The organism is Streptomyces sp. NBC_00659, assembly GCF_036226925.1.
Taxonomy (GTDB): Bacteria; Actinomycetota; Actinomycetes; order Streptomycetales; family Streptomycetaceae; genus Streptomyces.
The window spans coordinates 17256-33731 of record NZ_CP109031.1 but is presented as its reverse complement, the minus strand read 5'-3'; the positions used below and the strand labels follow the sequence as shown (position 1 = coordinate 33731).

At 73.8% G+C, this 16476-nt stretch carries 2 protein-coding genes; both read right to left on the bottom strand.

Features of this window, described 5'->3' with window-relative positions; all coding sequences use genetic code 11:
- Positions 1 to 8: 8 nt before the first annotated feature.
- A complete protein-coding gene (locus OG410_RS00080) occupies positions 9 to 3014 on the bottom strand; it encodes an SDR family NAD(P)-dependent oxidoreductase (protein ID WP_329297129.1) in 3006 nt (1001 codons plus the stop codon).
- Entirely contained in the window at positions 2933 to 16357 is a 13425-nt protein-coding gene (locus tag OG410_RS00075; protein ID WP_329297128.1) for a type I polyketide synthase, read from the bottom strand. The genes OG410_RS00080 and OG410_RS00075 overlap by 82 nt, the downstream gene beginning before the upstream one ends.
- Positions 16358 to 16476: the final 119 nt, after the last annotated feature.

The window sequence follows — 16476 nt, the reverse complement described above, 5'->3', positions numbered from 1 at the left end:
AGAGGGTTTCACAGGCTCTTGCGTGTCAGTTGGATCAGTGCGTCCACATCGAGCGCGTCCAGGTCGGTCTCCAGCAGCGCGCCGTCCGGTACGACCTCCGGCACCGGCTCGGGGTCCTCCTCCGGGGCGGCGAACAGCTCCGCCAGCAGGTGCGCGGCCAGCGCCGCCGGGGTCGGGTGGTCGTAGATCACCGTGTGCGGCAGCCGCAGACCCGTCTCCGCGCCCAGCCGGTTGCGCAGCCGGACCGCGAGCAGCGAGTCGAAGCCGAGCTCCACGAAGCCCCGTTCCGGATCGACCGCGTCGGGCGAACCGAAGCCGAGCACCTCGGCCGCCCCGCGCCGCACCAGCCCGCCGAGCACCCGGACCCGCTCGGGCCCCGACGCGTCCGCGAGCCGCGCGAGCAGTGCCTCGGCCGGCTCCGCCTCCCGCCGTTCGGCCGTGCCGTCCGGCTGGGCCGCCCGTACCTCGGGCAGGGCAGTGAACAGCGGGTTCGGCCGGCCGGAGCCCGACTCCCGGGTGAACAGGTCCCACGCGATGTCCGCGACGACGAACCCGCCCGTACGGCCGTCCGCGGCGTGCCGCAGCTTCGCCACCGCGTCCTGCGGCGCCATCGGCCGCACCCCGCTCAGCTCCAGCCGCCTGGCCGCCGCTCCGCCGGTCGCCATGCCGCCCTCGGCCCAGGCGCCCCAGGCGATGGAGGTGGCGGGCAGTCCGAGGGAGCGGCGGTGCTCCGCGAGGCCGTCCAGGTAGGCGTTGGCCGCCGCGTAGTTCCCCTGTCCGGCGGCCCCGAACGCCCCCGCCACGGACGAGAAGAGGATGAAGGCGTCGAGGTCGTGTCCGGTGGTGAGTTCGTGGAGGTGGTGGGCGGTGGTGGCTTTGGCGGTCAGGACGGTGTGGAGGCGGTGGGGGGTGAGGGTGTCCAGGACGCCGTCGTCGAGGACGCCGGCGGTGTGGACGACGGCGTTGAGCGGGTGTTGGTCGAGGAGTGCGGCGAGGGCGTGGCGGTCGGAGGTGTCGCAGGCGGTGATGGTGACGTGGGTGCCGAGGTTTTCGAGTTCGGTCTGGAGTTGTGCTGCTCCTGGTGCGTGGGGTCCGCGTCGGCTGGTGAGGATGAGGTGCTGGGCTCCGTGGGTGGCGAGCCAGCGGGCGACGTGGGTGCCGAGGGCGCCGGTGCCGCCGGTGACGAGGACGGTGCCGTGGGGTTGCCAGTGCTGGTCGGGGGTGGTGTGGGTGGTGTGGGTGAGGCGGCGGGCGTGGGCGCCGGAAGGGCGCAGGGCGAGCTGGTTCTCGTCCTGCGGGTCGGCGAGTACGGCGGCCAGTTGCTCCAGCGTGCGGGTGTCGGGCACGGCGGGCAGATCGATCAGCCCGCCCCACCGGTCCGGAGATTCCGCCCCCAACGTCTGCCCCAGACCCCAGAGCTGGGTCTGGGTCGGCCGGGTGACGGCGTCGCCGGCGCCGACGGCGACGGCACCGCTGGTGGCCAGCCACAGCGGGCAGGCCAGACCGATGTCACCGAGGGCCTGGCTGAGCGCGAGAGTGCCGGCGAGCCCGGCGGACACGGACGGGAACTCCTCCAGAGGCTCTTCGTCCAGCCCGAGCAGGGACAGCACGCCACCGATCTCGTCCGGCCCCGCCGGCGCGGCGGCACGCAGAGCCTCCGCCACCGCAGCCCGGCCAGCCCCCTTCGGCAGCCGCAGCGGGACGGGCACGACACCCTTCCCCTCCAGACCGCTCAGATCCGAGTACGGCGAGTCCGCCGCCGACTCCTCCGGCAGCACGACCAGCCAACGGCGTGCCTGCCCACCCGGGCCCGAACCCCGCCCGGACACCAGCCGCTGCCAGCCGACCCGGTACCGCCAGGCCGTCGTCGCGTCCTCGTGCCGTACCGCCCGGCGGTACGACGAGAGCAGCGGCAGCAGCGCCTCCAGCCGTTCGTCCACGTCCGTCCCCAGCACCTCGGCCAGCGACTGGAGATCGTCGCCCTCGACGGCCTCCCACAACTGGGCATCAGTGCCTGCCGGTTCCTCGGCGGCCGTGGGCTCCAGCCAGTAGTGGGTGTGCTGGAAGGGGTAGGTGGGCAGGTCGACGGTCCCGTCGCCGGAGCCCGCGAGGTAGGCGCTCCAGTCGACCAACGCGCCGTGCACGTGGAGCTGGGCGACGGCATCGAGCAGAGCCGAGGGCCCGGAGTGCTTTCGGGTCTGGGTGGCGATGGACGTGGTGTCTTCGAGGGTGTCTGCGGCGAGGGCGGTGAGGATTCCGTCGGGTCCGATTTCGAGGAGGCGGGTGGTGTTCTGGTCGGCGAGGGTGTGGAGGCTGTCGTGGAAGCGGACGGTCTGGCGGACGTGGCGGACCCAGTAGGTCGGGGTCTGGAGGTCGGTGGGGTCGGCGGGTTGTCCGGTGAGGTTGGAGATGATCGGCAGGGTGGGGGAGTGGAACTCGACCGACTCCAGGACTTGTTGGAAGTCGTGGAGCATGGGTTCCATGAGGGGTGAGTGGAAGGCGTGGCTGACGGTGAGCCGTTTGACCTTCCGTCCCTGGGTGGAGAGTTCGGCGAGGACCGCTTCCACGGATTCTTCGTCGCCGGAGATGACGGTGGAGGTGGGTCCGTTGACGGCGGCGATGACGGCCTGTCCGCGCAGCAGCGGGGTTATTTCCTGTTCGGTTGCTTCGATGGCGGCCATGGCGCCGCCGGCGGGGAGGGCTTGCATGAGGCGTCCGCGTGCGGTGACCACGCGGGCGGCGTCGTCCAGGGTCCACAGTCCGGCGAGGTGGGCGGCGGTGAGTTCGCCGATGGAGTGTCCGGCCAGGGTGTCGGGGGTGATGCCCCAGCTGGTGACGAGCCGGTGGAGGGCGGTCTCGAAGGCGAAGAGGGCGGCCTGGGTGTACTGGGTCTGGTCGAGGAGATCGTCCTCGGCCGCGAACATCACGTCCTTCAGCGGCCGGTCCAAGTAGGTGTCGAGTGCGGCGCATGCGGTGTCCAGCGCGTCGGCGAAGACGGGGAAGACGTCATACAACTCCTTCCCATACCAGCGCGTTGGGCGCCCTGACCGGTGAACAGGAACGCGGTGCGCCCGGTCCGGGCAGTCCCCGTGACGATCCCGGGGCGTCCCTCGGCCACGGCCGCGAGCCCCGCGATCAGCTCCTCCCGGTTGCTGCCGATGACCACGGCCCGCTGGTCGAGGCGGGCGCGGGTGGTGGCCAGCGACAGGGCGACCTCGGCAGGAGTGTGATCGCGCCCGGAGAGATGGGCGGCGAGCCGTGCGGCCTGATCCCGCAAAGCGGGCCGGCTCTTGGCCGACAACACCCAAGGCACAAAGGGCAGTTCACGCGCGGGCTCGACTTCGGCCCGCTCCTCCGTCGCCTGCTCCAGGATCACGTGCGCATTGGTGCCGCTGATCCCGAACGAGGACACACCCGCCCGGCGCGGCCGGTCCACCTCGGGCCACTCCCGGGCCTGGGCCAGCAGCTCCACCGCACCCGCCGACCAGTCCACGTGCGGCGTCGGCTCATCCACGTGCAGGGTCTTGGGCAGCACCCCGTGCCGCATCGCCTGCACCATCTTGATCACACCGGCCACGCCCGCGGCAGCCTGGGTGTGCCCGATGTTGGACTTGACGGACCCGAGCCACAGGGGTTGTTCGCGGTTCTTGCCGTAGGTGGCGAGCAGAGCCTGGGCCTCGATCGGGTCACCCAGCTTGGTCCCCGTGCCGTGTGCCTCCACCGCGTCCACATCGGCGGGGGACAGCCCCGCACCGGCGAGCGCCTGCCGGATCACCCGCTGCTGCGACGGACCGTTCGGCGCTGTCAGCCCGTTGCTCGCACCGTCCTGGTTGACGGCCGAGCCACTGACCACGGCCAGCACCTCGTGCCCGTTGCGCCGTGCGTCGGACAGCCGCTCCAGGAGCAGCACACCCACGCCCTCGCCCCAGCCCGTGCCGTCCGCGGCTGCCGCGAAGGCCTTGACCCGGCCGTCCTGGGCCAGGCCGCGCTGGCGACTGAACTCCACAAAGGCGTTGGGGCTGGACATGATGGTCACGCCCGCGGCCAGCGCCATCGAGCACTCGCCGCCCCGCAGAGCCTGCGCGGCCAGGTGGATCGCGACCAGTGAGGACGAGCAGGCCGTGTCGACGGTGAAGGCCGGGCCCTCCAGCCCGAGAACGTACGAGACACGACCCGAGACCACGCTCGCCGAGTTGCCGAGGCCGAGGTGGCCCTCCAGCTCCTCCGGTACCTCGCGCACCGCCTTGGTGTAGTCGAGGTTGCTGGTGCCGGCGAAGACGCCGACCCGGCCGCCGCGCACCGAGTGCGGGTCGATGCCGGCCCGTTCGAAGGCCTCCCAGGACGTCTCCAGCAGGAGCCGTTGCTGCGGGTCCATGGCGAGTGCCTCGCGCGGGCTGATCCCGAAGAACTCGGCGTCGAAGCCGCCCGCGTCGTACAGGAAGCCGCCCTCGCGGACGTACGTACGTCCGGAGGCGTCCGGGTCGGGGTCGTACAGGTTCTCCACGTCCCAGCCGCGGTCGGCCGGCAGGTCGCCCATCGCGTCGACCCCGTCGGCGACCAGGCGCCACAGGTCCTCGGGCGAGCCGACCCCGCCGGGGTAGCGGCAGCTCATCGACACGATCGCGATCGGGTCGTCGTCCACCGGGGGCACCGGGACCGTCGCGTCCACGGCCGACTCCGGATCCCCGCCGACGAGTTCGGCCCGCAGGTGGGCGGCGAGCACGGCCGGGGTCGGGTAGTCGTAGACCGCCGTCGCGGGCAGCCGCAGCCCCGTGGCGGCGGTGAGACGGTTGCGCAGCTCGACGGCGGTCAGCGAGTCGAGACCGAGCAGCTTGAACTCGCGCTCCGGGTCGACCGCGTCCGCCGACGCGTGACCGAGCACCCCGGCCACCTCGGCTCGCACCGACGCGAGGACCAGCTGCCCGTGCTCACCGCTCGCCGCGGCACGCAGCCGCTGCACGAGCCCGGCGGGGGAGTCCTCCACGGCCGTGCTCACGGCCTCGCCGGACCGCGGGACGGCGACCAACTCGTCGTAGAACCGGTCGCGCCGCACCAGGTTCCCCGTGAACCGCTTCCAGTCGACGTCCGCCACCGAGAAGCAGCCGCCCGAGGAGGTTCGCCCGAGCTCCGCGACCGCGCGCCCGGGCGCCATCGCGGCCAGCCCGATCCGGCGCATCCGCTCCTCCAGCTCCGGCCCGGTCGCCATGCCGCCCTCGGCCCAGGCGCCCCAGGCGATGGAGGTGGCGGGCAGTCCGAGGGAGCGGCGGTGCTCCGCGAGGCCGTCCAGGTAGGCGTTGGCCGCCGCGTAGTTCCCCTGGCCGGGAGAGCCGGTCAGGCTCGCGAACGATGAGAAGAGGATGAAGGCGTCGAGGTCGTGTCCGGTGGTGAGTTCGTGGAGGTGGTGGGCGGTGGTGGCTTTGGCGGTCAGGACGGTGTGGAGGCGGTGGGGGGTGAGGGTGTCGAGGACGCCGTCGTCGAGGACGCCGGCGGTGTGGACGACGGCGTTGAGCGGGTGTTGGTCGAGGAGTGTGGCGAGGGCGTGGCGGTCGGAGGTGTCGCAGGCGGTGATGGTGACGTGGGTGCCGAGGTTTTCGAGTTCGGTTTGTAGTTGTGCTGCTCCTGGTGCGTGGGGTCCGCGTCGGCTGGTGAGGATGAGGTGCTGGGCTCCGTGGGTGGCGAGCCAGCGGGCGACGTGGGTGCCGAGGGCGCCGGTGCCGCCGGTGACGAGGACGGTGCCGTGGGGTTGCCAGTGCTGGTCGGGGGTGGTGTGGGTGGTGTGGGTGAGGCGGCGGGCGTGGGTGCCGGAGGGGCGCAGGGCGAGTTGGTTCTCGTCCTGTGGGTCGGCGAGTACGGCGGCCAGTTGTTCCAGCGTGCGGGTGTCGGGCACGGCGGGCAGATCGACCAGCCCGCCCCACCGGTCCGGGTGCTCCAGGGCGACGACACGGCCGAGGCCCCAGAGCTGGGTCTGGGTCGGCCGGGTGACGGCGTCGCCGGCGCCGACGGCGACGGCACCGCTGGTGGCCAGCCACAGCGGGCAGGTCAGGCCGATGTCGCCGACGGCCTGGGTGAGGGTGAGGGTGCCGGCGAGGCCGGCGGACACGGACGGGAACTCCTCCAGAGGCTCTTCGTCCAGCCCGAGCAGGGACAGCACGCCGCCGATCTCGTCCGGCCCCGCCGGCGCGGCGGCACGCAGAGCCTCCGCCACCGCAGCCCGGCCGGCCCGCTCGGGAAGGAGCACGGTCGCGACATCGGTGCCCCGCCCGGCCAGTGCCCGGGTCACCCCGGTGACGAGCGCGTGCTCGGCGTTCCCCGCCGAGGCGATCAGCAGCCAGCGGCCGGCCGGGGCCTGCGCCGCCGTCCCGCCCGTGCGCCGAGGCCGCCACGCCACGCGGTAGTGCCAAGCCTCCGCCGCGGACTGCTCACGCACCTCACGCCGCCAGCTCGACAGCGCGGGCAGCACCTCGCTGAACGGAGTCTCCGGAGCGATCGCCAGCGACGTCGCCAACGCGTCCAGATCCTCGCGCTCCACCGTCTCCCAGAAGCGGGCGTCGGTGGTGTCGGCCTCGATCGGCTCTGCGAGGGGCGTGGGCTCGAGCCAGTAGTGGGTGTGCTGGAAGGGGTAGGTGGGCAGGTCGACGGTTTTGGCGCCGGTGTCTGCGAGGTAGGCGCTCCAGTCGACCGACGCGCCGTGCACGTGGAGCTGGGCGACGGCCTCGAGCAGGGCTTTGGGCCCGGTGTGCTTCCTGGTCTGGGTGGCGGCCGCGGTGGTGTCGTCCAGGCTCTGCTGGGCCAGGGCGGTGAGGACGCCGTCGGGTCCGATCTCGAGGAAGCGGGTGGTGCCCTGGTCGGCGAGGGTGCGCAGGCTGTCGTGGAAGCGGACGGCCTGGCGGACGTGGCGGACCCAGTAGGCGGGGGTGGTGAGCTGGTCGGGGTCGGCGGGTTGTCCGGTGAGGTTGGAGATGATCGGCAGGGTGGGGGAGTGGAACTCGACCGACTCCAGGATGTGTTGGAAGTCGTGGAGCATGGGTTCCATGAGGGGTGAGTGGAAGGCGTGGCTGACGGTGAGCCGTTTGACCTTCCGTCCCTGGGCGGAGAGTTCGTCGGTGATGGCGGTGACCGACTGTTCGTCGCCGGAGATGACGGTGGAGGTGGGTCCGTTGACGGCGGCGATGACGGCCTGTCCGCGCAGCAGCGGGGTGATGTCGTCTTCGGTTGCTTCGATGGCGGCCATGGCGCCGCCGGCGGGCAGGGCCTGCATGAGGCGTCCGCGTGCGGCGACCACGCGGGCGGCGTCGTCCAGGGTCCACAGTCCGGCCAGGTGGGCGGCGGTGAGTTCGCCGATGGAGTGTCCGGCGAGGGTGTCGGGGGTGACGCCCCAGCTGGTGACAAGGCGGTAGAGGGCGGTCTCGTGGGCGAAGAGGGCGGCCTGGGTGTACTGGGTCTGGTCGAGGAGGTCGTTGTCGGCCGCGAACATCACGTCCTTCAGCGGCCGGTCCAAGTAGGTGTCGAGTGCGGCGCATGCGGTGTCCAGCGCGTCGGCGAAGACGGGGAAGGCGTCGTACAACTCACGCCCCATACCAGCGCGTTGGGCGCCCTGACCGGTGAACAGGAACGCGGTGCGCCCGGCTTTGGCGGTCCCGGAGATGATGCCGGGGCGTCCCTCGGCCACGGCCGTGAGCCCCGCGATCAGTTCCTGCCGGTTCGCGCCGACGACGACGGCCCGCTGGTCGAAGCCGGTCCGTGACACGGCCAGCGACAGCGCCACATCCAGCGGTGATGTGTCCTGGTCACCGGTGACGTGCGCGGCGAGCCGTGCGGCCTGCTCCCGCAGCGCGGGCCGGCTCTTGGCCGACAACACCCAGGGCACAACGGGCAGTTCACGCCCCGGCTGGACCTCAGCCTGCTCGGCGGGCTCCTCGGCCGGTGCCTGCTCCAGGATCACGTGCGCGTTGGTGCCGCTGATCCCGAAGGAGGACACGCCGGCCCGGCGCGGCCGGTCGGCCTCGGGCCACTGCCGGGCCTGGGCCAGCAGCTCCACCGCACCCGCCGACCAGTCGACGTGCGGGGTCGGCTCATCCACGTGCAGGGTTTTGGGCAGCACCCCGTGCCGCATCGCCTGCACCATCTTGATCACACCGGCGACGCCGGCGGCGGCCTGGGTGTGCCCGATGTTGGACTTGATGGACCCGAGCCACAGAGGCTGTTCGCGGTCGTCCTTGCCGTAGGTGGCGAGCAGAGCCTGGGCCTCGATCGGGTCACCCAGTTTGGTGCCGGTGCCGTGTGCCTCCACCGCGTCCACATCGGACGTGCTCAGCCCGGCACCGGCGAGCGCCTGGCGGATGACCCGCTCCTGCGCGGGCCCGTTGGGAGCCGTAAGACCATTCGACGCCCCGTCCTGGTTGACGGCGGACCCGCGCACTACGGCCAGCACCTCGTGCCCGTTGCGCCGTGCGTCGGACAGCCGCTCCAGGAGCAGTACGCCCACGCCCTCGGCGAAGCCGAAGCCGTCGGCCGCCGCGGAGAAGGCCTTGCAGCGGCCGTCGCGGGCCAGCCCCCGCTGGCGGCTGAAAGACACCAGCCCCTCGGAGGTGGCGATGACCGCGACCGCGCCCGCGAGCGCCAGGTCGCACTCGCCGGCCCGCAGCGCCTGCGCCGCCAGGTGCAGGGCGACCAGCGAGGACGAGCAGGCCGTGTCGACGGTCACGGCCGGGCCCTCCAGGCCCAGCGCGTACGAGATCCGGCCGGAGACGACGCTCGCCGCACCGGCGGTCACCCGGTACCCCTCCAGTTCCTGGGGGGCGTCGGGCAGGAGCGTGGCGTAGTCCTGGCCGTGCGTACCGGCGAAGACGCCGACCCGGCCGCCGCGCACCCGCTCCGGGTCGATGCCGGCCCGTTCGAAGGCCTCCCAGGACGTCTCCAGGAGCAGCCGTTGCTGCGGGTCCATGGCGAGTGCCTCGCGCGGGCTGATCCCGAAGAACTCGGCGTCGAAGCCGCCCGCGTCGTACAGGAAGCCGCCCTCGCGGACGTACGTACGTCCGGAGGCGTCCGGGTCGGGGTCGTACAGGTTCTCCACGTCCCAGCCGCGGTCGGCGGGGAAGGCGCCGATCGCGTCGCCGCCCGAGGCCAGGAGCTGCCACAGGTCCTCGGGGGAGCGCACGCCGCCCGGCAGCCGGCAGCTCATGGACACGATCGCGATCGGGTCGTCGTCCGCCCGGGCATCCACCCGGGCGGCCGCGGCAGCCGGCTCGACGGCCGGCTGCGTGCCCACCAGCTCGGTGTGCAGATGCTCCGCCAGAGCCGCCGGTGTCGGATAGTTGAAGATCAGCGTCGCGGGCAGCCGCAGCGCGGTCGCCGCGGTGAGCCGGTTGCGCAGCTCGACGGCGGTCAGCGAGTCGAAGCCGAGTTCCTTGAACGTGCGGTTCGCGGCGAGCGAGCCCCCCGAGCCGTGGCCGAGCACCGTGGCCGCGTGGCCGCGTACCAGGTCGAGGAGAGCCTCGTGCCGCTCCTTCGCGCCGAGCCCGGAGAGCCGTTCGGCCAGCGGTGAACCGCCGCCCGGGAGTGCGGCGGCCGCGGTCGTGCGGCGGCGCGGGGCGCGCACCAGTCCGCGCAGCAGCGGGGCCAGTTCACCGTCGGCGGCTTGGGCCCGCAGCGCGGGCAGTTCCAGGCGCATCGGCACCAGCGCCGGTGGTGCCGATGCGGCCGCGGAGACGGCCGTGTCGAACAGGGCCAGGCCCTGCTGCGCGGTCATCGCGGCCGCGCCCGCGCGGGCGAGCCGCTTGAGGTCGCCCTCGTCGAGGCGTCCCGCCATGCCGCCGCTCTCGGCCCACACGCCCCACGCCAGCGATACGGCGGGCAGGCCCTGGGCGCGCCGCTGGTGGGCGAGGGCGTCCAGGAAGGCGTTGGCGGCGGCGTAGTTGGCCTGTCCGGGGCTGCCGAAGACGGTGGCCGCGGAGGAGAACAGCACGAACGCCGTCAGGTCCAGATCGCGGGTCAGCTCGTGCAGGTGCAGGGCGCCGTCGGCCTTGGGGCGGAACACCTCGTCCAGGTGGTTCGGGGTGAGCGAGCCGACGACACCGTCGGCGACCGTGCCGGCGGTGTGCACGACGGCCCGCAGCGGGTGCTCGCCCGGCACGGCGGCCAGCAGTGCGGCGACCGCGTCACGATCCGCGGCGTCGCAGGCCGCGACCCTCACCTCGGCGCCCAGGCCGGTCAGTTCGGCCGCGAGTTCCGCCGCCCCGGCGGCCTCGGGTCCGCGCCGGCTGGTCAGCAGCAGGTGCCGTACGCCGTGCTCGGCCACCAGGTGGCGGGCCACGAGCGCGCCCAGACCTCCGGTGCCGCCGGTGACCAGCACGGTCCCGTCCGGGTCCCAGACCGCCCCGTCCCGCTCCGTCGCCGCCAGGGCGGTCAGCCGCGGTACGAGGATCCGCCCGCCCCGCAGCGCCAGCTGGGGCTCACCGGTGGCCACCGCCTCGGCGACCGCGTCTTGTCCTTCGAAACCCTCGACGTCGACGAGCACGAACCGTCCCGGGTTCTCCGACTCGGCCGACCGCACCAGCCCCCACACGGCGGCCGCCGCCGGATCGGGCACCTGCTCCCCGGCCGCCACCGCCCCCCGGGTCACCAGCACCAGCCGTGCCCCGGCGAACCGCTCCCCGGCCAGCCACCGCTGCACCAGCTCCAGCACCGAGCCCGTCACGCCCCGTACGGAATCGGCGAGTTCACCCTCGGACGCACCCGGCACGTTCACCGCGACCACCTGGGGCACCTCGACAAGCGCCTCCAGGTCGTCCCCGGCCACCGCCCACGCGAAGGACGGCACCGGCGAGACAGCACCCTTCGGCGCCGGCACCCAGTCCACGTGCAGCAGCGGCGCCTCGCGCGAGGCGGACAGCCGGTCCCGGGACACGGGCCGGGTCACCAGCGACTGCGCGCCCACCACCGGCACCCCGGCGCTGTCCGCCGCGTCCAGCGAGATCGCGTCCTGCCCGGCCGAGGCGAGCCGCACCCGCAGGGTGGAGGCACCCGCCGCGTACAGGGTGACCCCGCTCCAGGAGAACGCCAGCCTGCCCTCGCTCGGATCACGGTCGACAGCGCCCAGGTCCATCGCGTGCAGGGCCGCGTCGAGCAGCGCCGGGTGCAGGCCGAACTCGCCCGCCTGCGAGGTGAGTTCCTCGTCCAGGCCGACCTCGGCGAACACCTCGTCGCCGCGCCGCCAGGCCCTGCGCAGCCCCTGGAACGCGGGCCCGTAACCGAGCCCGCCGACCGCCAGAGTGTCGTAGAAGCCGTCGATGCCGACGGGCTCGGCGCCCTGCGGCGGCCAGAGGGTGAAGTCGTACGCCGTCTGCCGCGCCGTCGGCGGCGCCGTGTCCAGGGTGCCGCTGACGTGCCGGGTCCAGGGGCCGTCCGGGTCGTCCTCGGGACGCGAGTGCACCGTGAAGGGGCGGCGGCCGGAGTCGTCCGGCGCGCCGACAAAGGTCTGCAGCTGGACCGCGCCCTGCCCGGGCAGCACCAGCGGCGCCTCCATGATCAGTTCCTCGACGTGGTCGCAGCCCACCCGGTCGGCGGCCTGCACCGCGAGTTCCACGAACGCCGCCCCCGGCATCAGCACCGCGTCCATGATCAGGTGGTCGGCGAGCCACGGGTGCGTACGGGCCGACAGCCGTCCGGTCAGCAGCAGCCCCTCGCCGTCGGCGAGCGGCACCTCGGCCCCGAGCAGCGGGTGCCCGGCGGCGCCCAGGCCGGCGGCCGAGACGTCCCCGGCGGACGGGGCCGCCTCCAGCCAGTACCGGCGGCGCTGGAAGGCGTACGTCGGAAGATCGGTGAACGGCCGTGCGGACGGCGGCAGTACGGCGTCCCAGTCCGGGACGGCGCCGCGCGTGTGCGCCTCGGCGAGTGACAGCGTGAAGCGGTGCAGTCCGCCCTCGCCGCGCCGCAGCGAGCCGACGACGGCCGCCGCGGACCCGGCGTCCTCCACGGTCTCCTGCACGCCCATCGCGACCACCGGGTGCGGGCTGCACTCGACGAACAGGCCGTGCCCGCTCCCGGCGAGCGCACGGACGGCGTCCTCGAAGCGCACGGTCTGGCGCAGGTTGCGGTACCAGTACTCGGCGTCCATGACGGTGGTGTCGAGCCACTCGCCGTCCACCGTGGAGAACAGCGGCACCTCGGCGGTGCGCGGCGCGATCGGCGCCAGCAGCTCGGCCACCTCGTCGTGGATCTCCTCGACGTGCGCCGAGTGCGAGGCGTAGTCCACGGTGATGCGGCGGGCGCGTACCTCCTGTGCCGCGCACCGCTCCATCAGTTCGTCCAGCTCGGCGGTGGAGCCCGAGACGACCACGGACGCCGGGCCGTTGACGGCGGCCACCGACAGCCCCTGCCAGGAGGCGAGCAGCTCGCGCGCCTCGGCGGCGGGCAGCGCGACCGAGACCATGCCGCCCCGCCCGGCCAGCGCGATGATGGCCCGGCTGCGCAGGGCGACCACCCGGGCCGCGTCCTGCAGCGTGAGGGCGCCCGCGACGGCCGCCGCGGCGATCTCGCCCTGCGAGTGGCCCACGACCGCGGCCGGGTGGATGCCGTGGGACCGCCACAGCGCGGCGATGGAGACGTTGACCGCCCACAGCGCGGGCTGCACCACGTCGACACGGTCGAAGCCGGGCGCGCCGGGTGCCTCACGCAGGACGTCGATCAGCGACCAGTCGGTGAACGGTGCCAGCGCCTTGGCGCACTCCGTGAGCCGGGCCGCGAACACCGGTGAGGTGTCGAGCAGTTCGACGGCCATGCCGGCCCACTGCGCGCCCTGGCCGGGGAAGACGAACACGGCCCGGCCCGCGTCCTCGCCGACGCTCGTGCCCTCGACGACCTGCGGCGCCGAGGCGCCCTCGGCGAGCGCGCGCAGCCCCTGAAGCAGATCGGCGCGGCCTTGCCCGACCACGACCGCGCGCTGGTCGAAGGAGGCCCGTGTGGTGGCCAGCGCCCGTGCCACGGCCGCGGGTTCGGCGTCGGCGCGCGCTTCGACGCGCTCCAGCAGCCGCCCGGCCTGGGCGCGCAGAGCCTCCTCGGTGCGGGCCGACAGCGGCCACATCGACGGCGCCGTGCCCGTTTTCGTCCCGCTGTGCGCCGGCTCCTCGGCGGGAGCCTGCTCCAGAACGACATGGGCGTTCGTGCCGCTGACCCCGAACGAGGAGACACCGGCGCGGCGCGGCCGGTCCAGCTCGGGCCACTCCCGGGCCTCGGTGAGCAGTTCGACGTTGCCCGCCGTCCAGTCGACGTGCGGGGTGGGCTCGTCGACGTGCAGGGTCCTGGGCAGCACACCGTGGTGCATGGCCTGCACCATCTTGATGACACCGGCGACACCGGCGGCGGCCTGCGCGTGCCCGATGTTGGACTTCAACGAGCCCAGCCACAAAGGCTGTTCGCGGTCCTGACCGTAGGCGGCCAGGACGGCCTGTGCCTCGATCGGGTCGCCGAGCCGGGTGCCGGTGCCGTGCGCCTCGACCGCGTCCACGTCCGAGGCACCGAGCCCGGCACTGGCGAGAGCCTCCTCGATGACACGCTGCTGGGAGGGACCGTTGGGTGCCGTGAGACCGTTGCTGGCACCGTCCTGGTTGACGGCCGTGCCCCGCACCACGGCCAGCACCCGGTGGCCCGCCCGCCGCGCGTCCGACAGCCGCTCCAGGACCAGGACGCCCACTCCCTCGGCCCAGCCCGTGCCGTCGGCCGCGCCCGCGAACGCCTTGCAGCGCCCGTCCGCGGCGAGCCCGCGCTGCCGGCTGAACTCCACGAACACCTCGGGCGTCGACATCACCGCGACACCGCCGGCCAGCGCCAGGTCACACTCCCCGCCGCGCAGCGCCTGCGCCGCCAGGTGCAGCGCCACCAGCGACGACGAGCAGGCCGTGTCGACGGTCATCGCCGGGCCCTCCAGGCCCAGCACATAGCTGATGCGGCCGGACATCACACTGCCCGCGCGGCCGGTGCCGAGATAGCCCTCCAGACCCTCCGGCACCCGGTCCAGACCGGTGGCGTAGTCGTGGAACATCACACCCGCGTACACACCGGTCCGGGTGCCGCGCAGCGACCGCGGGTGGATACCGGCCCGCTCGAAAGCCTCCCAGGAGGTCTCCAGCAGCAGCCGCTGCTGCGGGTCCATGGCGAGCGCCTCACGCGGGCTGATCCCGAAGAACTCCGCGTCGAAGTCCCCCGCGTCGTACAGGAACCCGGCCTCGCGCACGTAGCTCGTCCCCGGCTGCTCCGGGTCCGGGTGATACAGCTTCTCCAGGTCCCAGCCCCGGTCGGCGGGGAACTGCGAGACCGCGTCGCGCCCTTCGGCGACCAGGTCCCACAGGTCCTCGGGGCCGCGCACCCCGCCCGGCAGCCGGCAGCTCATGCCGACGACGACCACCGGGTCCTCGTCGGCCGCCGCCCGGCGCCGCCGCGCCACCGGGGTGGCCGACGTGCCCAGCAGCAGGTCCACAAGGTGCCGGGCCGCCGCCTCGCAGGTGGGCCGGTCGAAGGCCAGCGAGGCGGGCAGCCTGAGACCCGTGGCGGCGGTCAGCCGGTTGCGCAGCCGGACCGCGGCCGCCGAGTCCAGGCCCAGGTCCTTGAACGAACGGTCCGCCGGCACGGCGTGCGCCCCGCGCCCGCCCAGCACCTGGGCGGCCGCCTCCCGTACCACCGAGGCCAGCAGGTCCGTGCGGCTGTCCACGGTGGCTGCCAGCAGCCGTTCGCGCAGCGCGTCCGCGACGGCCGGATCCGCCGGCGGGGCCGCCTCGGCGAGCCCCGAGACATCGGCCGGCCGCGACGCCAGCAGCACCGCCGACGCGGGGTCGAGCGCGTGCCGGACCGGCTTCCCGGAACCGGTGCGCGGCACCGACTCCGTCACGTACAGCGTCTCCGGGATCTTGATGTGGGACAGCCGCTCCCGGCAGGCGGCGAAGATCACGTCCGCGTCCAGCGGCCCGGCACCCGCCGCGGGCACCAGGAACGCGACCGGCACCTCGCCGAGCACCTCGTGCGGTACGCCCCTCACGGCGGCGTCGGCGACGCCGCCGAGCGAGCGCAGCACCTCCTCGATCTCGCCGGGGTGGATGTTCTCGCCGCCGCGGATGACGAGTTCCTTCAGCCGCCCGGTCAGGGTGAGCCGGCCGGCGGAGTCCGTGCGGCCCAGATCGCCGGTGCGGTAGTAGCCGTCGACCAGTGCCTCGGCGGTGTCCTCGGGGCGGTTGTGGTAGCCGAGCATCAGGTTCGGGCCCGACACCCACACCTCGCCCTCCTCGCCCGGGGCGACGTCCGCCCCGGAGCCGGGGTCGGCCAGCCGCAGCGAAAGGCCGGGCACGGGACGGCCGCTGGAGCCCGGGACGCGCTCGTCGCCGGGCACGTCGGCGGTGATGGCCCCGCACGTCTCGGTGGAGCCGTAGGTGTCCAGCAGCGGCACCCCGAACACGTCCTCGAAGGCGTGCGCGAGCGAGGTGCCCGCGCCGGCCCCCGAGGTGAGGCCGAGCCGCAGCCCCGGCAGCACGGGCCGCTCGCCGCCGCGGCCGCGCGCGACCTCGATCAGCTGGTGGTACAGGGTGGGAACGCCCGCCAGCAGCGTGTACCCGCCCTCGGCCAGCTCGTCCAGCACATCACCCGCCGACAGGCCCGGCATGAGGTGCGCGGACGCACCCGTCGCCGTGACGCCGAGCACGCAGAACACATGCGCCAGGCTGTGGAACAGCGGCAGCGGCCACAGCACCCTGGTTTCGGCCGACAGGCCGAACACCGGGGCGTAGCAGGCGGCCACCGACCACAGGCAGCTGCGCTGCGTGGACAGCACGCCCTTGGGGCGGCCCGTGGTGCCCGAGGTGTAGAGCAGGAACGCCGGGTCGTCCAGGGACAGCCCGTCGCGGGCCGGCCGGGGCGCGTCGGTCGTGGCGAGCGCCTCGAACGAGGCGAGGCCTTCGGTGCTCTCGCCGTCCGCGGCCAGGATCAGGATCAGGGACCGTTCGGCGGCCAGGGGAGCGAGTAGCGCAGCACCGGCGGCGTCCGTGAGCACCACGCGCGCTCCGCTGTCGTCCAGCAGATGCGCCAGCTCGGCGGCCGTCGCCTGCGAAGCGGCCGGCACACCCACTCCGTCCGCGCGCAGCACGGCGAGATAGGCCTCGACCGTCTCCACGGTGTTGCCCAGATGGATCAGCGCACGGTCACCGGGCGCGAGCCCGAGCGCCGCGAGGTGTCCGGCCAGCCGCCCCGTGCGGGCCCGGAGCTCCTTGTACGTGACGCTCCGGCGTACGTCGCTGAACGCGGCCTTGCCGGCGTGGGTCTCGGCCTGGATCCGCAGCAACTCGGGCAGTGGCCGCACCAGTTCGGTACGCAGCATGGAACAGACTCCTCGGTCACGCGAAGACGGAGCAGAAACGCGGGAAATGGAGAGGAAAAGAGCGGCTGGGGCCGGTGAGGATCCCCGGCCCCTCGTCATCCGCTCGACGCACCGCCACG